This window comes from Streptomyces sp. NPDC097619 (genome assembly GCF_040302735.1).
Taxonomy (GTDB): Bacteria; Actinomycetota; Actinomycetes; order Streptomycetales; family Streptomycetaceae; genus Streptomyces.
This window is the reverse complement of record NZ_JBEOSD010000061.1, coordinates 22,217-42,720: the sequence shown is the minus strand read 5'-3', so window position 1 is coordinate 42,720 and position 20,504 is coordinate 22,217. Positions and strand designations below refer to the sequence as shown.

17 protein-coding genes are annotated in these 20,504 nt (G+C 74.4%); 9 read left to right on the top strand and 8 right to left on the bottom strand.

The window, feature by feature from the left end; all coding sequences use genetic code 11:
* Nucleotides 1-237: 237 nt before the first annotated feature.
* From guaA to ABTZ17_RS18555, 4 genes are all read left to right on the top strand, one after another.
* Nucleotides 238-1,833 carry a glutamine-hydrolyzing GMP synthase gene (gene guaA, locus ABTZ17_RS18570; RefSeq protein WP_352196723.1) on the top strand — a complete coding sequence of 532 codons (1,596 nt, stop codon included), beginning with the start codon at nucleotides 238-240 and terminating at the stop codon, nucleotides 1,831-1,833.
* Nucleotides 1,834-1,985: 152 nt separating this feature from the next.
* Nucleotides 1,986-2,759 carry a class II aldolase/adducin family protein gene (locus tag ABTZ17_RS18565; RefSeq protein ID WP_352196722.1) on the top strand — a complete coding sequence of 258 codons (774 nt, stop codon included), beginning with the start codon at nucleotides 1,986-1,988 and terminating at the stop codon, nucleotides 2,757-2,759.
* Nucleotides 2,760-2,860: 101 nt separating this feature from the next.
* Nucleotides 2,861-4,126, top strand: coding sequence for a hypothetical protein (locus tag ABTZ17_RS18560; RefSeq protein WP_352196721.1), 1,266 nt, complete (start codon nucleotides 2,861-2,863; stop codon nucleotides 4,124-4,126).
* An 85-nt stretch (nucleotides 4,127-4,211) separates the two neighbouring features.
* A complete protein-coding gene (locus ABTZ17_RS18555) occupies nucleotides 4,212-4,676 on the top strand; it encodes a DoxX family protein (protein WP_352196724.1) in 465 nt (154 codons plus the stop codon).
* Here the strand turns inward: ABTZ17_RS18555 and ABTZ17_RS18550 are convergent.
* Both ABTZ17_RS18550 and ABTZ17_RS18545 read right to left on the bottom strand, forming a co-directional pair.
* Complete coding sequence (locus ABTZ17_RS18550; RefSeq protein ID WP_352196720.1) at nucleotides 4,646-4,846, bottom strand: hypothetical protein; 201 nt, start codon at nucleotides 4,844-4,846, stop codon at nucleotides 4,646-4,648. The two genes, ABTZ17_RS18555 and ABTZ17_RS18550, sit on opposite strands and share 31 nt — an antisense overlap.
* The gene (locus ABTZ17_RS18545; protein WP_352196719.1) at nucleotides 4,833-6,200 is read right to left on the bottom strand and encodes a PspC domain-containing protein; all 1,368 of its coding nucleotides are present in this window, start codon (nucleotides 6,198-6,200) and stop codon (nucleotides 4,833-4,835) included. Before ABTZ17_RS18545 ends, ABTZ17_RS18550 begins: the two co-directional genes overlap by 14 nt.
* Before the next feature lie 132 nt (nucleotides 6,201-6,332).
* On the opposite strand from ABTZ17_RS18545, the gene ABTZ17_RS18540 reads away from it, so the two are divergent.
* The gene (locus tag ABTZ17_RS18540) at nucleotides 6,333-7,637 is read left to right on the top strand and encodes an ATP-binding protein (protein ID WP_352196718.1); all 1,305 of its coding nucleotides are present in this window, start codon (nucleotides 6,333-6,335) and stop codon (nucleotides 7,635-7,637) included.
* A complete protein-coding gene (locus ABTZ17_RS18535) occupies nucleotides 7,634-8,326 on the top strand; it encodes a LuxR C-terminal-related transcriptional regulator (RefSeq protein WP_352196717.1) in 693 nt (230 codons plus the stop codon). Before ABTZ17_RS18540 ends, ABTZ17_RS18535 begins: the two co-directional genes overlap by 4 nt.
* A 39-nt stretch (nucleotides 8,327-8,365) precedes the next feature.
* Here ABTZ17_RS18535 and ABTZ17_RS18530 read toward each other — a convergent pair whose 3' ends face one another.
* On the bottom strand, nucleotides 8,366-9,478 hold the full coding sequence (locus tag ABTZ17_RS18530) for a C40 family peptidase (RefSeq protein WP_352196716.1): 1,113 nt from the start codon (nucleotides 9,476-9,478) through the stop codon (nucleotides 8,366-8,368).
* A 151-nt stretch (nucleotides 9,479-9,629) separates the two neighbouring features.
* On the opposite strand from ABTZ17_RS18530, the gene ABTZ17_RS18525 reads away from it, so the two are divergent.
* Nucleotides 9,630-9,983 carry a hypothetical protein gene (locus ABTZ17_RS18525; protein ID WP_352196715.1) on the top strand — a complete coding sequence of 118 codons (354 nt, stop codon included), beginning with the start codon at nucleotides 9,630-9,632 and terminating at the stop codon, nucleotides 9,981-9,983.
* Nucleotides 9,984-10,074: 91 nt separating this feature from the next.
* Here the strand turns inward: ABTZ17_RS18525 and ABTZ17_RS18520 are convergent, their stop codons facing one another.
* Nucleotides 10,075-11,145 carry a C40 family peptidase gene (locus tag ABTZ17_RS18520; protein WP_502994729.1) on the bottom strand — a complete coding sequence of 357 codons (1,071 nt, stop codon included), beginning with the start codon at nucleotides 11,143-11,145 and terminating at the stop codon, nucleotides 10,075-10,077.
* 165 nt (nucleotides 11,146-11,310) lie between these two features.
* On the opposite strand from ABTZ17_RS18520, the gene pcrA reads away from it, so the two are divergent.
* Nucleotides 11,311-13,788, top strand: coding sequence for a DNA helicase PcrA (gene pcrA / locus ABTZ17_RS18515; protein ID WP_352196713.1), 2,478 nt, complete (start codon nucleotides 11,311-11,313; stop codon nucleotides 13,786-13,788).
* 99 nt (nucleotides 13,789-13,887) lie between these two features.
* On the opposite strand, the gene ABTZ17_RS18510 is transcribed toward pcrA, so the two are convergent.
* Both ABTZ17_RS18510 and ABTZ17_RS18505 read right to left on the bottom strand, forming a co-directional pair.
* Nucleotides 13,888-15,474 carry a M23 family metallopeptidase gene (locus ABTZ17_RS18510; RefSeq protein ID WP_352196712.1) on the bottom strand — a complete coding sequence of 529 codons (1,587 nt, stop codon included), beginning with the start codon at nucleotides 15,472-15,474 and terminating at the stop codon, nucleotides 13,888-13,890.
* 321 nt (nucleotides 15,475-15,795) lie between these two features.
* The gene (locus ABTZ17_RS18505) at nucleotides 15,796-16,623 is read right to left on the bottom strand and encodes an esterase/lipase family protein (RefSeq protein ID WP_352196711.1); all 828 of its coding nucleotides are present in this window, start codon (nucleotides 16,621-16,623) and stop codon (nucleotides 15,796-15,798) included.
* A gap of 197 nt (nucleotides 16,624-16,820) precedes the next feature.
* On the opposite strand from ABTZ17_RS18505, the gene icmB reads away from it, so the two are divergent.
* Nucleotides 16,821-17,234, top strand: coding sequence for a coenzyme B12-dependent isobutyryl CoA mutase small subunit (gene icmB, locus ABTZ17_RS18500; protein ID WP_352196710.1), 414 nt, complete (start codon nucleotides 16,821-16,823; stop codon nucleotides 17,232-17,234).
* A gap of 70 nt (nucleotides 17,235-17,304) precedes the next feature.
* Here the strand turns inward: icmB and ABTZ17_RS18495 are convergent, their stop codons facing one another.
* Both ABTZ17_RS18495 and ABTZ17_RS18490 read right to left on the bottom strand, forming a co-directional pair.
* Entirely contained in the window at nucleotides 17,305-18,894 is a 1,590-nt protein-coding gene (locus ABTZ17_RS18495) for a DUF5691 domain-containing protein (RefSeq protein WP_352196709.1), read from the bottom strand.
* Between the two features lie 154 nt (nucleotides 18,895-19,048).
* On the bottom strand, nucleotides 19,049-20,401 hold the full coding sequence (locus ABTZ17_RS18490; protein ID WP_352196708.1) for an SWIM zinc finger family protein: 1,353 nt from the start codon (nucleotides 20,399-20,401) through the stop codon (nucleotides 19,049-19,051).
* Nucleotides 20,402-20,504: the final 103 nt, after the last annotated feature.

Genomic DNA, 20,504 nt, shown 5'->3' with positions numbered 1-20,504 from the left:
GCCGGCTACGCGGCCTTGGTGAAGCGGTCGCGGTGCGGCTGCCGGGCGCGTTCCCCGGCGGCCTCGGCGCGGGCGGCCTCGCGGGCCCGGCGGAAGCTCAGCTGCTCGCGCACGGTACGGATTATGTCCCTCCGCCCCGCCCGGAGCCAACCGGGTTCGGATGGTGAGACGAATCCGGGTGTACGGGCCCCGTTAGAATCGACAAAACAAGCCACTCGTCCGCCGGAAGGCCGCCCCGTGTCACAAGCACCGTCCGCTGCTGCCCCAGAGACCGCCCCCGACACGGTCCTCGTTGTCGACTTCGGCGCCCAGTACGCCCAGCTCATCGCCCGCCGCGTCCGCGAGGCCCGCGTCTACAGCGAGATCGTGCCCAGCACGATGCCCGTGGCGGAGATGCTCGCGAAGAACCCCAAGGCGATCATCCTCTCCGGCGGCCCGTCCTCCGTGTACGAGGAGGGCGCCCCGCAGCTCGACGCCGCGCTGTTCGAGGCCGGGATCCCCGTCTTCGGCATGTGCTACGGCTTCCAGCTGATGGCCAAGATCCTCGGCGGCACCGTCGACAACACCGGCGCCCGCGAGTACGGCCGCACCCCGCTGACGGTCACCAAGACCGGCTCCACCCTCTTCGAGGGCACCCCCGAGCACCAGCCGGTGTGGATGTCCCACGGCGACGCCTGCTCCGCCGCCCCCGAGGGCTTCTCCGTCACCGCCTCCACCGACGTGGTCCCGGTCGCGGCCTTCGAGAACGACGAGAAGAAGCTCTACGGCGTGCAGTACCACCCCGAGGTGATGCACTCCACCCACGGCCAGCAGGTCCTGGAGCACTTCCTCTACCGCGGCGCCGGCATCGAGCCCAGCTGGACCACCGGCAACGTCATCGAGGAGCAGGTCGCGGCCATCCGCGCCCAGGTCGGCACCAAGCGCGCCATCTGCGGCCTCTCCGGCGGCGTGGACTCCGCGGTCGCCGCGGCCCTGGTCCAGAAGGCCATCGGCTCCCAGCTCACCTGCGTGTACGTGGACCACGGTCTGATGCGCAAGGGCGAGACCGAGCAGGTCGAGAAGGACTTCGTGGCCGCCACCGGCGTCAAGCTGAAGGTGGTCGACGCCCAGGAGCGCTTCCTGACCGCCCTCGCCGGGGTCTCCGACCCCGAGGAGAAGCGGAAGATCATCGGCCGCGAGTTCATCCGCGTGTTCGAGCAGGCCCAGGCCGAGATCGTGGCCGAGGCCCCCGGCGACCAGCCCGTGGAGTTCCTGGTCCAGGGCACCCTGTACCCGGACATCGTCGAGTCCGGCGGCGGCACCGGCACCGCGAACATCAAGTCGCACCACAACGTCGGCGGCCTCCCCGAGGACCTGGAGTTCCGGCTCGTCGAGCCGCTGCGCCAGCTGTTCAAGGACGAGGTCCGCATGGTGGGCCAGGAGCTCGGCCTCCCCGAGGAGATCGTCCAGCGCCAGCCGTTCCCCGGCCCCGGCCTCGGCATCCGCATCGTCGGCGAGGTCACCAAGGAGCGGCTGGACCTGCTCCGCGAGGCCGACGCCATCGCCCGCCACGAGCTGACCGCCGCCGGTCTCGACCGCGAGATCTGGCAGTGCCCGGTGGTCCTCCTCGCCGACGTCCGCAGCGTCGGCGTCCAGGGCGACGGCCGCACCTACGGCCACCCCATCGTGCTGCGCCCGGTCTCCTCCGAGGACGCCATGACGGCCGACTGGACCCGCATGCCGTACGAGGTGCTGGCCCGCATCTCCACCCGCATCACCAACGAGGTCCCCGACGTCAACCGCGTCGTCCTCGACTGCACCAGCAAGCCCCCGGGCACCATCGAGTGGGAGTAGGACGGCGCGGGAGCGATCCCGCCCGTCCGCCGCGGAGCCGCCGTCCCCTCGCGGGACGGCGGCTCCCGCCGTTCCCGGGGTTCCGCGCGACTCTGGTCACCTGGGGCGGGCGCCGGTACGTTGCGGGGCCCGAGCCGACGAAGGAGCGCGCGATGCCCGAGCAGCCCCCGCCCGTGCCCGCCGAGGAGCTGCGCTTCGCGATGCCGCCCCGGTTCGGCACCCCGGAGGAGGAGCGCGCCCACCGCAAGGAGCGGCTGGCCGAGGCGCTGCGCCTGTTCGGCACCCTCGGCTTCGAGGAGGGCGTGTCGGGCCACCTCACCGCCCGCGACCCGGAGTTCGAGGACTGCTACTGGGTCAACCCCTTCGGCCTGTCCTTCGCCCGCACCACCCCCGAGGACCTGCTGCTCGTCGACGGCGCGGGCCGGGTGCTGCGGGGCGACCGCCACGTCAACCAGGCCGCCTTCACCGTGCACGCGGCCGTGCACCGGGCCCGGCCCGAGGTGGTCGCCGTGGCCCACGCCCACTCCGTGCACGGCACGGCCCTGGCCGCCCTCGGTGACCTCCTCGACCCCATCAGCCAGGAGTCCTGCGCCTTCTACGAGGACCACGGACTCCTCGACCGCTACACCGGGGTGGCCGTGGACGAGGCCGAGGGCCGGCTGATCGCGGCGGCCCTCGGGCCCCGCAAGGCGCTGATCCTCCGCAACCACGGGCTGCTGACCGTCGGCGGCTCCGTGGACGCGGCCGCCTGGTGGTTCCTCTCCCTGGACCGGGCCTGCCGCATCCAACTGACCGCGCGGGCCGCCGGGAAACCCGTGCTCATCGACCGTCGCAGCGCCCTCGCCACCCGGGAACAGCTGGGCTCCGACCTCGTCGCGTGGATCAGCTACCAGCCCCTCAGGCAGCGCGTGGCGTCAACTCCGTGACCGGGGATTCACCCGCTCTGACATCGGCCGCAATCCGGAACACTGCCGCAGTGGTGCACAATTCGCAGGCACTGCACGGTAGTTAGAGAGGCGGCACGTTCGTGGCTGTCCAAGAGATGCGCCGAAGTACCCACGGCGGCGGCTGTACCTGCGAGGCCTGCCCGCACGGGGCCCGCGAAGGGCACCGACGAGCCGTCGCCGCCTTCCTGGAGCTCCGCGACGAGTTCGCCGCGGGCCAGGGCCTGCCCGCCGCCGTCGCCCGCTCCGCCGGAGCCTCCCGCCAGTGGGTCTCCGACGAACTCACCCAGTCCGCCGTCACCGCGGCCGAGCGGGGGCGCGAGGCCGGGCACTCCTGGCTGTACCTGCTGTCCCGGCGGGCCGTGCTCGCCGTGTGGATCGCCGCCGGGATCCTGCTGGTGGTGCAGGTGGCCACCGCCCTCGGCACCGGCTGGAGCACCGCCCGCACCACCGGACTGCTCGCCGCGGTGGTCCTCGCCGCCCTGCTCACCCTCGCCGCCCGCGGGCAGTCCCTGCGCGGCGGCCTCCTCGCCCCGCTCGTCGGCGAGGACAACCGTCTCTCCACCTCCCGCACCGTGCCCTGCGCCTGGCTGCTCCTCACCGCCTTCGCGGTGCTGCTGCCCACGCTCCGGCTGGCCGCCACCGCCCCCGGCCCGGAGCGGGCCGCCCTCCACCAGGGTCTGGAGCTCGGCCGGGCCCTGCCCCTGCTGATCGTGCTCGCCCTCACCTCCGCGGTGGCCGTGCTCGTGCGCCGGGTGGTCTCGGTCCGCATCCTCGGTCAGCGGCTCCAGAAGCTCCCGGCGGACCGGCCCCGTGGCGCGGACCTGCTCACCGACGACGCCGGGCGGGGCAGCTTCCCCGACGCCCAGTACGTGCTCATGTCCACGGTCACCCTGTCCTTCGTGGCCGTGACCCTGGCCCGGTTCCCGGACCGGCTGCCGCAGCTCCCCTGGGCCCTGACCCTGCTGACCGGCCTGTCGGCGGCCGTGTACCTGGCGGGGAAGTACGCCGAGGGCAGCCGACCCGTGGTGCTGTCCGTGGTCCGGATCCGGGAGCCCGGGGACCTGGACGCCTCCATCCGCACCGGCGACGACATCGAGATCCGGGGCGTCGGCTTCGTGCCGCCGGGGGCGCAGACCCCCGAGATGCTGGCCCGGCTGGTGGTCCGGATCGGCTCCGTCCACGTGCACGTGCCGCTGGTGCCCGTGGCGGGCGGCTTCCGCAACCCCTCCGACCTGGTGCTGACCGTGCCGGTACCGGCGGACGTGGAGCCCGGCCGGATCGAGGTGCAGGTGATCACCGCGGCCGGAGTGGAATCCAACCGGTGCACCATCGACGTGGCGGAGTGACCGGGGTCATGATGACCATGTGACCGGTTCCGAGATCCCCACCGCCCCCGCTCCCGCCCCCGCGCCGCGCGACCGGCTCCGCGCCCTGCTCGCCGCGGCCGCCCGGCACCCCCTGGTCCCGCTGCGGATCTTCCTCGGTGTCACCTTCGTCTACGCGGGACTGGACAAGCTGACCGACTCCGCCTTCCTGAAGGCCGCCGGGGACGGCTCCATCGGCGATCTGATGCGCGGGGTCCGTGACAGCTCGGCCGTGCCCGCCCTGGTGGACCTGGCCCTGAAGGCCCCGGTGGGCTTCGCGGTGCTGCTGGCCGTGGGGGAGCTGCTGGTCGGGCTCGGAACCCTGGCGGGGCTCTTCGCCCGGTGGGCCGCCGCGGGCGGCGCCCTGATCTCCCTGAGCCTGTGGCTCACCATCAGCTGGCAGACCACGCCGTACTACTACGGCAACGACCTGGTCTACCTGATGGCCTGGCTGCCGCTGGTGCTGGCCGGGGCCCCCTACCTGTCACTGGACGCGTGGCGTCATTCCCGGCGGTCCCGCCGGACCGCGTAGGTGGTCAGCCCGACCAGGGCGGCCAGGGACAGCCCGCCCATGGTCATCGGGATGATCACGAACCAGGGCAGGTCCATCCCGCCGGTCGCGTCCACCAGGTACAGCACCCCGGCGGTCAGCAGGACCAGCCCCGCCAGCAGCCGCCCCGGCTGGAACTCATGACGCCGCACGGGCCACCTCCACCTGTCCCACCGCGGCCTCCAGCCGCAGTTCGATCGTTCCGCCGGGCTCGGTGCCCGGCTCGGGCGGCAGCACCGCCGTCCGCGTACGGTCCCGCTGGACCCGGACGTGGTCCTGCCGTTCACCCGGCAGCTGGACGTCGCCCACGCCGAGCGTGATCTCGGCCCGGGCGGTGACCTCCCGGGGCAGGACGACCTTGAGCCGGCCCGCCCGGATCTCCGCCGACACCGCCAGGGAGCGCCCCTTCGGCAGATCGAGCCGGCTGAGGTCCAGCGTGGCCAGGCCCGTGCCCGCGGTGTACGAGGGCTGCACCGCGGAGACGGCGGTCGGGCGCCAGGTGGTCCGCATCCAGTCCGTGCCGATCTCCCGGGGCATCACGGTGGCGCCCAGGAGCAGCCCGGCCGTGAGCACCGACAGCAGCAGGGTGCCGAAGCCGGTGCGCCCCCGGACGGAGCTGACGGCCAGGCCGAGCCCGAACACGGCGAGGGCCGCGGCGAAGCCGGTCTGGAGGGCCTGGCCCAGCGGATGGCCGTGCCAGCTCGCCGCGGTCCCGGCCACGGCGGCGAGCACCGCCAGCAGGAAGATCCGTCCGCCGATCCCGCCGCCCCGCGGTCGGACCGCCGCCTTGCCGGCCTCCTCGGGGCCCTCGGGCCAGGTCCGTCCGGCCAGGGCGCCGTCCGGATCCGGCTCTCCGAAGCCGCGGTGCCCGGCGGGCACCGAGCTGTCCGGACCCCAGAGGTAGCCCACGCTGACCGGGCGGCCCTCGGCGTCCTTCAGGAGGGGGTCCTTCCACCAGGACATGACCACCGGGGTGGGGGGCGCCTTGGTCTCGGGAGGGGCCTCCGGCCGCGGGTGCGCCGGCTCGTCCGCCGTCTCCGCGGCCGCCCGGCGCCGCCGCGACCAGCGGGCCGCCGCCCCCAGGCCCACCATGACCAGCACGGAGAAGGCCGCCATCGCGCCGTTGTCCAGCATCGACAGGAAGAGCGCGCAGCCCACCAGCGAGGTCAGGACCGCCGCGAGGGTCGAACCCTCTATCCGGCCGGTCAGGAGCCGCTTGGCCTCGTTCTCCTCCTCGCCCTCCAGCGGGACCAGGAGCCAGGCGAAGCCGTAGAAGAGCAGCCCGACGCCGCCGGTGACCGCGAGCACCCCCAGCACGATCCGGAAGATCACCGGGTCCACGTCGAAGCGGCGCCCGAGCCCGCCGCAGACCCCCGCCAGGGCATGGCCGCGCCGGCTGCGGCGCAGCGGTGGCGGTTCGGCGGAGGGGGCGGCTTCCCGGCCTGTTTCCTGCCCGGTCGCCTGGCCGGGGGCGGCGGTCGCCGCCGACGGGTCACGTTCGGTCATGGCCCCATCCTTCCCGGCCGCACCGCCCTCCGGTATCAGGCCCGACCCTGGCCCGACCCTGATATCCGCCCCCGGACAACTGGGGGGATGCCCTGATGTGCCCGCCCGGCCGGCCGTGTGACCATCGGTTCCATGCCCGTCACCGCACCCCGATCCCGCACCGCCCCCGGAGGCCCGGCCCCCGAGGGGGAGGAGCCGCCCGCGCGCCGGCTCTACCGCAGCGCCGACGGGCGGATGCTCGGCGGCGTGGCCCGCGGTCTCGCCGGTCACCTCGGGCTGCCGGTGGTCTGGGTCCGGCTCGCCTTCCTGGGCACCTTCATGTTCGGCGAGGGGCTCGGCGTGCTGCTGTACGCGGCCTTCTGGGTCTTCGTGCCGCTCGGTGTGGGCGGCCGCGCGGCCGACCGCTCCTTCTTCGAGACCCTGTCGGACGGCAGCCGTCGGCTCCGCAAGCCCGACCGGCAGCAGGTCCTCGCCCTGGTCGCCCTCTTCGTGGGCACGGGCATCTTCATCTCCCGGGTCCAGCTCGGCGGGGCCTCGGGCCGGTACGTGTGGCCCACCCTGCTGGTCGGGGCCGGCGTGGTGCTGGTCTGGCGGCAGGCGGACAACGCCCGGCGGGCGCACTGGACCAGCGTCTCGCGCCGGCACGGCACCCTGCTCCAGGTGGCCCGGGCGCTGGCCGGGGTGGCCCTGGTGGGGGTGGGGCTCACCGTGTTCATCGTGGTGCGGGGCTCCGCGGCCCAGTTGGGCAACGTCCTCACCGCGGCCATGGCGGTGCTCGTCGGCATCGCCCTGCTCGCCGGGCCCTGGCTGATACGGATGACGCAGGACCTCTCGGAAGAGCGGCTGATGCGCATCCGGGCCCAGGAGCGGGCGGAGGTCGCGGCGCACGTGCACGATTCGGTCCTGCACACGCTGACCCTGATCCAGCGCAACGCCGAGGACGCCGGGGAGGTCCGGCGGCTGGCCCGGGCCCAGGAGCGGGAGCTGCGGAACTGGCTCTACCGCCCGGAGGGCACCGGCAAGGAGGAGTCCGAGGAGCCCGACACCCTCGCGGAGACCGTGAAGAAGACGGCCGCCGAGGTGGAGGACCACCACGGGGTCCCCATCGAGGTGGTGGTCGTGGGGGACTGCCCCCTCGACGAGAAGCTCGCCGCCCAGGTCCAGGCCGCGCGCGAAGCGATGGTCAACGCCGCCAAGTACGGTGGCGAGGGCGGCCCGGTGCAGGTGTACGCCGAGGTGGAGGGCCCGACGGTGTTCGTGTCCGTGCGGGACCGCGGGCCGGGCTTCGACCTGGACGCGGTGCCGCAGGACCGGATGGGCGTACGAGAATCGATCATCGGCAGGATGCAGCGCAACGGCGGGACGGCCCGTCTGCGTTCCGTGCCCGACGGCGGCACGGAGGTCGAGCTGGAGATGGAGAGGGCGAGTACCGCATGACCGAGGAGAAGGCTCAGCTGTCCGGGGACCGGCGGGTCCGGGTGGTGCTCGTCGACGACCACCGGATGTTCCGCGCCGGGGTGCAGGCGGAGATCGGCGAGACCGACCGCACGGGCGTGGAGGTCGTCGGGGAGGCCGCCGACGTGGACCAGGCCGTCACGGTGATCACGGCCACCCGCCCCGAGGTGGTCCTGCTCGACGTGCACCTGCCCGGCGGCGGCGGGGTGGAGGTGCTGCGGCGGTGCGCCTCCCTGATGACGGCCGCCGAGCACCCGGTGCGCTTCCTCGCCCTGTCCGTCTCGGACGCCGCGGAGGACGTCATCGGGGTCATCCGCGGCGGGGCCCGTGGCTACGTCACGAAGACGATCACCGGCTCCGACCTGGTGGACTCGGTGTTCCGGGTGCAGGAGGGCGACGCCGTGTTCTCCCCCCGGCTCGCCGGGTTCGTGCTGGACGCCTTCGCCTCCACGGACGCGCCCCCGGTGGACGAGGACCTGGACCGGCTGACCCAGCGCGAGCGCGAGGTGCTGCGGCTGATCGCGCGGGGGTACGCGTACAAGGAGATCGGGAAGCAGCTGTTCATCTCGGTGAAGACGGTGGAGTCGCACGTCTCCGCGGTGCTGCGCAAGCTCCAGCTGTCCAACCGGCACGAGCTGACCCGCTGGGCCACGGCCCGCCGCCTCGTCTGAGCCCCGGCCCCACCCGGGGCGCCCGTGGCCCGGCGCGCGTCAGGCGGGGCGGGTGGCCCCGGCCCAGGGCATGTCGGTGATGGGGGCGATGCGCACGGTGGAGCCCGTGCGCGGGGCGTGGATCATCTTTCCGCCCCCGATGTAGAGGCCCACGTGGCTGACCCCGGAGTAGAAGAAGATCAGGTCGCCGGGGGCCAGCTCGGAGCGGGAGACCCGCCGCCCCGCGTTGATCTGGGTGTAGGTGGTCCGGGGCAGGGACACCCCGGCGGAGCGCCAGGCGGCCTGGGTCAGCCCCGAGCAGTCGAAGGCGCGGGGCCCGGTGGCCCCCCACACGTACGGCTTGCCGATGGCGGAGTGGGCGAAGGCCACGGCCTGCGCGGCGCGCGAGCTCACCGGCGCGGGCTTGACCCGTTGCTTGGGCGCGGCCGTCCCCTTGCCGGGTGCGGCCGTCGGGCCGCCGGGCCGCGGGGCGGGGCGGGCGGTGGCACCGTCGTTCGCGCCCTCGGTCGGGGCGCTCCGCAGGGCCTCGTAGCGGGCCCGCTCCTCGGCGGTGAGCCGGGCCAGGAGCCGTCGGGCCGTGGCGAGCTTGGCCTCGACGGTCTTCTTGTGGCGGGCGAGGGCGGCCTGCTGGGTACGGAGCTCGGTCAGGGCGTCGGCGGCCCGGCCGCGGAGCGTGCGGACCTCCTCGACCTGCCGTCGCACCGTGTCGATCTCGGCGCTGCTGCGGTCCCCGGCCCGCTCCAAGCGGGCGGCCCGGTCCAGGTAGTCCTGCGGGTCCGAGGCGAGGGCGAGCCGCACGGCCGGTCCGAGGGCGCCGTCGCGGTACTGCGAGGCGGCCATCGAGCCGAGGGCGTTGCGGGAGGTGTTCAGACGGGCGGTCCGCCGGGCCGCCTCGTCGCGGAGGGCGCCCACCTTCCGTTCGGCGGCGAGGGTCTTCTCCCGGGCTCCGTTGTACCGCTCGCCGGCGGCTTCGGCCTGCTCGTAGAGGCCGTCCACCTCGGCTTTGACCTGCGCCGGGGTGGGGCGGGGGCTCGCGACGGCGGGGCCGTCGAGCGTGGTGGCGGTGGCAGCGCCCGCGAGGGCGAGCGTGGTGGCCGCGGCCCTGACCGGGCCTCCGGCGAGCGGGCGCTGCCTCGGCTTTCGATGCTTCATGGGGGAGGACGCTAAACCTGAAGGTAACGGGCGGATGGCGCAATGATCGGAAATTGCCCGTCTGCTGTCCGCACCCTGCCGTCCACCGACCGGTACCGACCGGAAGGGGCCGGTGTCAGGCCGTATTCGGCCGCCTGGCTAGGCTCCCCGCATGGACGTACTCATCAATGTCTTCGTCGGGCTCCACATCATCGGCATCGCCTCCCTCCTCGGCGGTTTCCTCACGCAGATGAAGGCGATGGGCGCGGGCACCGCCCGCTTCACCCCCGCGATGCTCCACGGCGCGCTGACCATGCTGGTCACCGGCGTGGCCCTGGTGGGCTTCCACCAGATCGACGGCGGCACCATGAACAACGTCAAGGTCGGCGTCAAGCTCGCCGTCCTCTTCGTCATCCTCGCCCTCGTCTACGTCAAGCGCGACGAGGAGAGCGTGCCGAAGGGCCTGTTCGGCGCCGTCGGCGGCCTCACCCTCCTCAACGTGTTCATCGCCGTCCTCTGGACCTGAGCCGCCCCCCGGTGGACCCGAGCCGCCCCCGGCCCGGTCCCTGAAGACCGGGGCGCGGGACCGGTCCGGCCGGGGCCCCGCGTCCGGCCGCCTACCCGCGCGGCCGGACCCGCCCGTACATCGGCTGGTAGTGGATGGAGTCCTCCCGCACGTACGCCCCCGGCCGCGGCGCGTGGATCATGCGGCCACCGCCCACGTAGATCCCCACGTGACTGATGTCCGCGTAGAAGAACACCAGGTCACCGGGGACCAACTCCGACACCCGGACCCGAGGCCCCGCCTCCACCTGCTCCCAGGTGGTGCGAGGCAGCTCCACCCCCGCCGCCCGCCAAGCCGCCCGGGTCAGCCCCGAGCAGTCCCAGGCGTTCGGACCGGTCGCCCCCCACACGTACGGCTTGCCCAGCTGCGCCCGCGCGAACGCCACCGCCCGCGCCCCCCGGGAATCCCCCGGCACCGGCACCTCCGGTGGCCCCTCGGGCGCCCCCGGCGGCTCCCGTCGGGCCCGCTCCGCCCGCTCGGCCTCCGCGAGCCGCTCCCGTTCCCGCTCCGTCAGCGAGGCCAGCAGCCCCCGGGCCCGCGCCAGTTTCCCCTGCACCTCCGCCTTGCGCCGCCCCAGCTCCCGCTCGGCCGCGCTCAGCTCCGCCAGACCGCCCGCCGCCTCCCGCCGCTGCCGGGCGATCCCCGCCCGCCGGTCCCGGTACTCCGCGAGCGCCGCCTGCTGCTCCCCGCCCAGCCGGTCCAGCAGCCTCCGCTGCGCCAGGTACCCCTGCGGATCGTCCGCGAGCAGCAGCGCCGCGGTGTCCCCGACCGGCCCCCCGCCGCGGTACCGGGCCGCGGCGTAGCTGCCCAGCAGCCGCCGCGCCCCGTTCAGCTTCTCGGTGCTCCGCGCCACCTGGGCCATCAGCTCCGCGACCGCGTCCCGCCGCTCGGCCACCCGCTCCCGCGCCGCGTCGTACCGCTGCGTCGCCGCCCCGGCCTGCCGGTACAGCCCGTCCACCTCCGCCCGCAGCGCCTCCGCGCTCCGCTCCGGCCCGGGCGCCGCCACGGCCCCGGGGGCCGCGAGGAGCCCCGCCGAGGCCAGCGCCGCCGAGGTGACACCGAGGGCCTGCGCGTTCATCCGCGATCCGGCACGCGGCTTGCGGTGGGTGGTCACAGCCGGCACCTCCTTCCGTCCGTGGGGAGACGAGGGCATCGGCCTGGGCGGAGCACGCTAGCGCCGCTCCGGCGCACTGGGAAGGGTCCGGGAAGCGCCCCGCGCATATGCCCGTCGGCCGATTTCCGCCGGGGGCGGGGCGGTGTCCGTCCGGCCCTCTAGACTCGGAGGGCGATGAGCAGCCTCTTTGACGACAGTTTCCTGGCGGACCTGAAGCCCTCCGAGGAGGAGCACCCGCCGCCCCCGGAGGAGCACGGACCGGAGGAGCCCGCGGACGACCTGTTCGGCGGGAAGTTCGACGTGCCCATGTCCGGTGACTCCTACTACCGCGACGGCGCCCCCAAGCCGGTGATCGACCCGGCGGCCCTGCTGGACGGCCTCAACGAACAGCAGCGCGCGGCCGTGGTGCACGCCGGTTCCCCGCTGCTCATCGTCGCCGGCGCCGGCTCCGGGAAGACCCGGGTGCTGACCCACCGGATCGGCCACCTGCTGGCCGCGCGGAACGTCCACCCCGGCCAGATCCTCGCGATCACCTTCACGAACAAGGCCGCCGGGGAGATGAAGGAGCGCGTGGAGGCCCTGGTCGGCCCCCGGGCCAACGCCATGTGGGTCTCCACCTTCCACAGCGCCTGCGTGCGGATCCTGCGCCGCGAGTCCAAGCGCCTCGGCTTCACCTCCTCCTTCTCGATCTACGACGCCGCCGACTCCAAGCGCCTGATGGCACTGGTCTGCCGCGATCTGGACCTCGACCCGAAGAAGTTCCCCCCGAAGTCCTTCAACGCCAAGGTCTCCAACCTCAAGAACGAGCTCATCGACGAGGACGCCTTCGCGGGCCAGGCCGTCGACGGCTTCGAGAAGACGCTGGCGCAGGCGTACGCGATGTACCAGTCGCGGCTGCGCGAGGCCAACGCCCTGGACTTCGACGACATCATCATGACCACCGTCCACCTCCTCCAGGCCTTCCCGGACGTGGCCGAGCACTACCGCCGCCGCTTCCGGCACGTGCTGGTGGACGAGTACCAGGACACCAACCACGCCCAGTACACCCTGGTGCGCGAGCTGGTCGGCCAGGGGTACGAGGACCTGCCGCCGGCCGAGCTGTGCGTGGTGGGCGACGCCGACCAGTCGATCTACGCCTTCCGCGGCGCGACCATCCGCAACATCCTCCAGTTCGAGGAGGACTACAAGGACGCGACCACGATCCTGCTGGAGCAGAACTACCGCTCCACGCAGACGATCCTGTCCGCGGCCAACGCCGTCATCGAGCGGAACGAGAACCGCCGCCCGAAGAACCTGTGGACCGAGGCCGGCAACGGCGCCACGATCACCGGGTACGTGGCCGACACCGAGCACGACGAGGCCCAGTTCGTCGCCGACGAGATCGACCGGCTGACCGACGCCTCCGAGGCCAAGGCCGGGGACGTCGCCGTCTTCTACCGGACCAACGCCCAGTCCCGCGTGTTCGAGGAGATCTTCATCCGGGTCGGCCTGCCCTACAAGGTCGTCGGCGGGGTCCGCTTCTACGAGCGCAAGGAGGTCCGGGACATCCTGGCCTACCTGCGCGTCCTCGCCAATCCCGAGGACAACGTCCCGCTCCGCCGGATCCTCAACGTCCCCAAGCGCGGCATCGGCGAGCGCGCGGAGGCCATGGTCGACGCCCTGGCCCTGCGCGAGCGGATCACCTTCCCGCAGGCCCTGAAGCGGGTGGACGAGGCGTACGGCATGGCCGCCCGCTCCACCAACGCCGTCAAGCGCTTCAACGCGCTGATGGAGGAGCTGCGGACGATCGTGGAGTCCGGGGCGGGCCCGGCCGTGGTCCTGGAGGCCGTCCTGGAGCGCACCGGCTACCTGGCCGAGCTGCAGGCGTCCACCGACCCGCAGGACGAGACCCGCATCGAGAACCTTCAGGAACTGGCCGCCGTGGCCCTGGAGTTCGAGCAGGAGCGGGGCGAGGAGGAAGGTGCCGGCACCCTCGCCGACTTCCTGGAGAAGGTGGCCCTGGTCGCCGACTCCGACCAGATCCCCGACGAGGACGAGGACGGCTCCGGGGTCATCACCCTGATGACGCTCCACACCGCGAAGGGTCTGGAGTTCCCGGTGGTGTTCCTGACCGGCATGGAGGACGGGGTCTTCCCGCACATGCGGGCCCTGGGGCAGACCAAGGAGCTGGAGGAGGAGCGGCGGCTGGCGTACGTGGGCATCACCCGCGCCCGCGAGCGGCTGTACCTGACCCGTTCCTCGATGCGCAGCGCCTGGGGCACCCCCTCGTACAACCCGCCCTCGCGGTTCCTCGACGAGATCCCCCCGCAGTACCTCCAGTGGAAGCGGACCGGCGCCGTGCAGAAGCCGGCCGGGCCGGTGCGCGGTTCCGGTGCGGGCGCCGGCGGCCGGGCCTCCTTCGGCACCTCGCCGGAGGCGTTCCTGTCCTCCTCGCGCGGCCGGTCGGGCCCCTCGGGCTTCGCGACCCGCCGCGCCGCGGACAAGCCGGTGGTCTCGCTGGCGGTGGGGGACCGCGTCACGCACGACCAGTTCGGGCTGGGCACGGTGGTGCAGGTGACCGGGGCCGGTGGGGACGCGCAGGCGACCATCGACTTCGGCGACGCCAAGCCGAAGCGGCTGCTGCTGCGCTACGCGCCGGTGCAGAAGCTCTAGCGGCTTTCCCAGCCCGTGGGTTCGGGCCGGACCGGGAACGACGAACGGGGCGCGTGCCGAGAGGCGCGCGCCCCGTCGGGCGTCAGGGGTGGGACCGGCTCAGGTCGGGTTGAGGCCGTGGCTGCGGAGCCAGGTGAGGGGGTCGATGGCCGATCCGCCGCCGGGGCGGACCTCGAAGTGCAGGTGCGGGCCGGTGGAGTTGCCCGAGTTCCCGGAGTAGGCGATGACGTCGCCGGCCTTGACCGGACCGGAGCGGATCTTGGTGCTGCTCAGGTGGCAGTACCAGGTCTCGGTGCCGTCGGGGGAGGTGACTATGGCCATGTTGCCGTAGGCGCTGTTCCACTGGGTGCGGACGGTGCCGTCGGTGGCGGCCATGACCGGGGTGCCGTACGAGACGGGGAAGTCGATGCCCGTGTGCAGGGACATCCAGTTGACGCCGGACTGGCCGTAGCCCGCGCTGAGGCCGTGCTGGGCCACCGGCAGCGCGAACTTGGGGCGCAGGGCCTCCTTGCGGGCGGCCTCCTCGGCGCGCTTCTTCCGCTCGGCTTCCTGGCGGACCTTGAGGTCGATCCGTTCCTGGGTGCGGCTGGCGCGGTCGGCGAAGTCGCCGGCGTCGGCGCTGAGGGCGGCGAGCTGGGTGTCGAGCTGCCGGTTGGCGGCGACGGGCTTCACGGAGGCCGGGTCGGGCGCGGACATGGCCACCGGCTGGTCCTCGACCGGCTGTTGGTTGCCGGTCAGCCCGCCCACGGAGGCGGCGGCGACCCCGGCGACGCCCATGACGCAGGCGGAGGGGACAGCCACGGTGAGGAGGGCGGAGCGTTTGGCGGGGGTGCGGCGGCGGGCGCTGCGGGCGTTCGCGGCGGGGGCGGCGCGCCGGGCGGAGCGGGAGGGGCCGGTGGGCTGCGGGGCGGGCCCGGCGCCGGACTCCTCGTCGAGGGGGAGTTCGAAGACGGCGGTGGTGGCGGCCGGTTCGGTCTCCGCGAGGGCCTCGGGGTCCTGGTGGTGCGCGTACTCCGCGAATTCCGTGTACTCGGGGTATTCCGCGACCGCGTATCCGGCGGAGGTGCCGTACTCGGCGTACTCGGCGGCTGCCGGGTATCCGGTGTGGTCGGCGGCCGCGTGGCCAGGGTCCTCGGGGGACTGCTCCGGGTAGGAGAGGTGACCGGCGGTGCCGTGGTCCTCGGCGGCGGGCGCCGGGTACGCCTCGTGGCCGGACAGGGCCTCGTAGGCGGGGGCGTACTGCTGGGGGAGTTCCTCGGCCGCGCCGTTCCAGGCGGTGGCGTCGAACGCCCCGGTCTCGGTGGCCACTCCGTAGGCGGGCATCGCCCAGTGGCCGGTGTCCTGGCCGCCGGTGTCGTAGCCGAAGGCGCCGGTCTGCTGCCCGGCGGCGTTCCAGGCGTTCGCGTCCCACTGCCCGGTGACGTCCTCGGGGGCCGACTGGGCGGGGATCGCGGAGAGATAGGCCTCCTGCGAGGCCCACGCGGAGGAGTCGTAAGTGCCGGTGGCCTCCGCCCCGAAGCCCTGTTGGCCCCCGAAGGTGCCGTAGGGGTCATAGGCGAATCCGTGGCCTTGGGTCTGCTGCGGGGCGGACTCCGCGGAGTAGTACCCGTCACCGGCGAAAGTGGTGGTGGCGAGGCCGTCGTAACCGGAATCCGGGTACGGGCCCGACGGGGGGCGGTCGTTCACCAACTTCTCTTTCGCCTCGGCGGTGGGGGGCCTGGGTGGCCGGGGAGTGTGGTGGGTCCCCGGAGGAGAGCAGTGGCGTGACTGTACCCGTCGGTTCAGGGCATCGACAATCTTCCGCAGGTTCGCGCGGCGAAGGAACCGGGCATTCGACCGCCTTTCGGCCGACCTTAGACGGGCCCTTGGCCTTGTGTTCGAGGATTGTTCGATACAAGTCGGGCAGCGGAAGAGGGGATCCGGCCTTCTGTGACCTTCGATCGGTACGGTCCGCGCCCCGCGCGTGTCGTCCTCGACCCGTCGGCCGGCCCCGCCGAACCGGGCAGGTCAGGCCGCGGTGGAGCTCCCGGCGGCGGCCGCGTCCCGGAGTCCGGGGCCGTCGAGGACCCGGCGGACCGCCGCCGTCACCGCCGGATGCACCGGCAGCGCGAGATGGCCGATACCCGTGACCGGCACGTCCTCGGTGATCAGATCCGGATGCGTGAGGCGGGCGGTATCCGGAGGCACCATCAACTGGTCGAACTCGCTCCAGAAGCTCACGAAGCGGGTCGTGCAGCCGGGTGCGGGCAGTCGCAGCTCCTCGATGACGGGGGAGTCCGGGCGCATCTGCCGGACCAGCGGGTGCGCGTCCATCAGCGGGGCGATCCGGGTGCCCTGGTGCGGGGTGCCGAGGGTGACGACCGTGCGGACCCGGGCGTCACCGCCCATCCGCTGCACGTAGTACCGGGCCACGAGACCGCCCAGGCTGTGTCCGACCAGGTCCACGCGCGCGTGCCCGGTGCGCTCGCAGACCTCCTCCACCTGCCGGGCGAGCCGGGCGGCGGCCGTCCGCAGGTCGGTGGTGAGCGGGGAGTACCCGCAGGACTCCACCCGGCGGAGCGCCGGCCCGCCGAGCGCCCTGCGGAGCAGGACGAACACGGAGCGGTTGTCGGTGAAGCCGTGCAACAGGATCACCGGCGGGCGGACCGTGCGGGTGGCCCCCGGCTCCTCCGTGCCTCCCGCACCCTCCCGGGCGGACCGCTCGGGCAGCAGGCCGGTGGGGTAGACGAGCAGGTGTCCGGCCAGGATCGCCAGCTCCAGGACCGAGGCGCGGACGGCCCCGACGGGCAGCGCGGGAAGGGTGAAGGGGACGGATGCTTTCAGCGACAAGCCCATGCCTGCCTCCCGGAATGCCGTGCCACCGTGCCGTGCGGCTGGCGGCACGGTGGCGCGGCGACCTCGTCGCGGCTCCCCTTGACGACCGGCTGCACCGACGACCCGAAGGCGTCAGGTGTGATTTCCCCCATGCCGCGTCCCGCGAAACGACTGCTTGCGGGATGCTGTGCTTAACGTTCGTTCACCTGGAGGTAGTGATGGGTGTGACCGGTCCGATCCGTGTGGTGGTCGCCAAGCCGGGTCTCGACGGCCACGACCGGGGGGCCAAGGTGATCGCGCGGGCCCTGCGCGACGCGGGCATGGAGGTCATCTACACCGGTCTGCACCAGACGCCCGAGCAGATCGTGGACACCGCGATCCAGGAGGACGCCGACGCGATCGGCCTGTCGATCCTGTCGGGCGCCCACAACACCTTGTTCGCGAAGGTGCTGGAGCTGCTCAAGGAGCGCGACGCGGAGGACATCAAGGTCTTCGGCGGCGGCATCATCCCGGAAGAGGACATCCCGCCGCTGAAGGAGCAGGGCGTCGCGGAGATCTTCACGCCCGGGGCGACCACGACGGCCATCGTGGACTGGGTGCGGGCGAATATCCGGGACCACGCCGAGGCCTGACGGCCGGGTCGGGGCGGGCTCCCGCCGCGCGGGGCCCTTCCCCCACCCCACCCCTTCCCGAACCCGGGCGCTACGCCACGCTCAGCTCCCGGAGCATCGCCGCGCGCACGCGCAGGGTGGCCACCAGGCGTTGGAAGGCCTCCGACCAGTAGTCGCCCGCCCCGGCGGAGGCCGTCGGCCCGGGCGGTGGGGCGGCCAGGGCCGCCAGCCGGTCGGCCTCGCGCGGGTCGAGGCAGCGTTCCGCGAGGCCCATCACCCCGCTGAAGCTCCACGGGTAGCCGCCGGCGTCGCGGGCCAGGTCCAGGGCGTCCACCACGGCCCGGCCCAGCGGCTCCGACCAGGGCACCATGCAGACCCCGAGCAGTTGGAACGCCTCCGAGAGGCCGTGCGCCGACACGAAGCCCGCCACCCAGGCCGCCCGCCGGTCCTCGGGCAGGGTTTCGAGGAGCCTGGCCCGCTCCGCCAGGGAGGCCGTGCCGGGGCCGGCGGCGGGCGGGGCCGAGGGAGCACCGAGGAGGGCTTCGGCCCAGGCGGCGTCCCGCTGTCGGACGGCGGCCCGGCACCAGGCGGCGTGCAGGTCCTCCGCCCAGCCCTCGGCGACCGGACGGGCGACGATCTCCGCGGGGGTCAGCCCGCCGAACCGCTCCGACCAGCAGGACAGCGGGGCCGCCTCCACCACCTGCCCCAGCCACCAGGAGCGCTCCCCCCGGCCCGCCGGAGGGCGCTTGACGACGCCGTCGCGCTGCATGTCCGCATCGCATGCGCGGGGTGCCTCCACCCCTTCCGGGCCCACGCAGGCCAAGGCCCGCTCGGCCATCCGCGCGGCCAGCGCCGAGCCCGGCAGGGCCGACAGCAGCTCGGCCGCCAGGACGCGGACGTTGCGGCTGCGGTCCGAGAGGGCGGCCTCCAGGAAGGGCTCGTCCGGGTCCCCCAGCCCCTCCCGGAGCGAGTCCAGGAACAGCAGCCTGTCCTCGGCCCGCTCCGTGGCCCAGGCCGAGGCCAGCAGCTCCCGCCCGGCCTCCGGATCCGCCCGCCGTACCAGCCCCAGTAGCGCCACCCGCTCCGCGAACAGCCCCTCCTCCCACAGCCGCCGCACCGCGGGCCCGTCGGACGGGTCCGGCAGCAGGGTCCCCCCGGTCCCGCTGCGCAGCGCGAACCGCCACTCCGGGTTCAGCCCGGCCAGCCACAGCCCGCGCGGGCCCGCCAGGGACAGCGCCGGGGCCCGCAGGTCCGTCCGGGCCCGGGCCGCCTCCAGCAGGGCCGGCAGCAGCTCCGCCGGGGCCCGGTACCCGTGCCCGTGGGCCGCGGCCAGCCACTGCGGCAGCAGCTCGGCCAGGTCCGGGGCCGTCCCCCGGCCCGACCCGCCGCCGTGCCCCCGCCCCGCCAGCAGTTGGGCCAACCGCCGTCGCGCCGGCTCCGGCAGCTCGGGCCGGGCGTCCGCGGGCGCCGGTACCGGCAGCGGTCCGGCCGCGGCGGGACGCAGCCCCGCCCGGCGGCGCACCGTCTGCACCGCCGCCGCGTCCAACAGCGCCTCCGGGCCCCCCGCGCCCGGCCCCCCGCGCCGCTCCGTGCCCAGCAGGGCGGCCGTGACCAGCCCCTCCCAGTCGGCCACCGCCGGTCCCTCCGCCCCGCCCGCCATCGCCGCCTCCGTCGCCGTCATCCCCGACCCCTCCTCGTCCCTCGTGTCCTCGGCCCTCGCCCCGGGTCGTGCGCGCCCCGGTCCCGCCCCCTCCGCGGGACCGGGGCAGTCCCGTCGACCTCCGTGATCCGCGCCCCGGGCCGCTCACCCGCCCCCGTGTGCCCCCGTCCGCCCCTCAGCCCAGCGGCACCGCCTCCGTGGAGCCCGGCCGCCAGGCCGTCAGCGGAGTGAAGCCGGTGTGCCCGCACTCGCCGAACACCGTGAGCGGCCCCCCGCCCGACAGCGCGGCCAGCTGCCAGCGACCCGCCGATGAGCGCCCCCCGACGCTCATCGGCAGGGCCGACTTCCCGTCGGCGTCCGCCAACTGCCACCGGCCGTCCGTCGCGGGGACCGGTATCACCGCCTCCAGGACCACCGGCCAGGAGTCCAGCCACGGGTCCTCGCGCAGGGCCGCGCCGTACCGGTCGAGCGCCGCCCCCACGTCCACCCCCTGCGGCGGCCCCGCCGCGGGCAGCGGCGCCCCCGACAGCTCCCCGAGATCGGCCCGCAGCCGACCGCCCCCCGGGTGGAAACCGAGCTCCGCGGTGATCACCCGGCCGACCGGCAGGGCCAGTTGGGGCGGCCGCCCCGGCGGGCCGAAGTCCAGCAGCAGCGCCGGACGCCCGCCGCCCAGGCCCTGGAGCCAGATCCGCCGGGTGGTCAACCGGCCGTCCGGCGAGGCCGTGTCGTACTGGGCCGACACCAGCCAGGAATCCGCGACGGCCTCCCGCTCCGGCCCAGCCGGCAGCCCCACCCGCGACCGCACCGTGGCGGCCAGCGCCGCCGGCAGCGCCGGCACCCCCAGCCAGGCCCGGTCCAGCAGGTGCAGCAGCGCGCACTCCTCCAGCATCCGGGCCGGCCAGCCCGGACCGGAGGACGGCACCGTGCCCAACTCCCGCACCCGTGCCGCCAACCCCGGGGCCTGCGCGTCCACCATCCGGGCCGCCGTCTCCTCCCAGGCCCCGTACCCCGCCTGCTCCTGGCCGGCCAGCCCGCCGCGCAGCAGGTCGGTCAGCCGCTGCTCCAACTCCTCGACCCCCGCGCCGACCCGTGCCGCCCGCCGCTCGGCCCGCTTCCGGGCCGCCTCCGGATCGGCCGGAGCGGCCGCCCCCGTGCCGCCCGTCTCCTTCCGCCGCTCCGCCCGCGCGGCCCGGTCCGCCAGCCACTGCCCCGCCCACTCCGGCGGCTCACCGGCCCCGACCGCCCGCTCGTCCCCCGACCACAGCAGGAGCAGCCCCAGCGCGTGCTTGCACGGGAACTTCCGGCTCGGACAGGAACAGCTGAACGCCGGCCCCGTCAGGTCCACCACCGTCCGGTACGGCTTGCTGCCGCTGCCCTTGCACAGACCCCACACCGCCCCCGAAGCGGAACACCCCGCCCCGGACCACGGCCCGGCCCCGCCGAGCTTGTTCCCCGCCTTGCGCGACGCCTCGTCAGGTGCCAGGGACAGCACCTGCTCCGCAGTCCAGCGCACCGTCTGCCAAGTCATGCCCCGAAGGTAGGCCGCCCCACTGACAACGGCCCTGACCTGCAACGACAAAGCCTTGGCTGGAGGTTGACGGGGCGTTGTCAGTGCCGTGGTGCACCGTGGA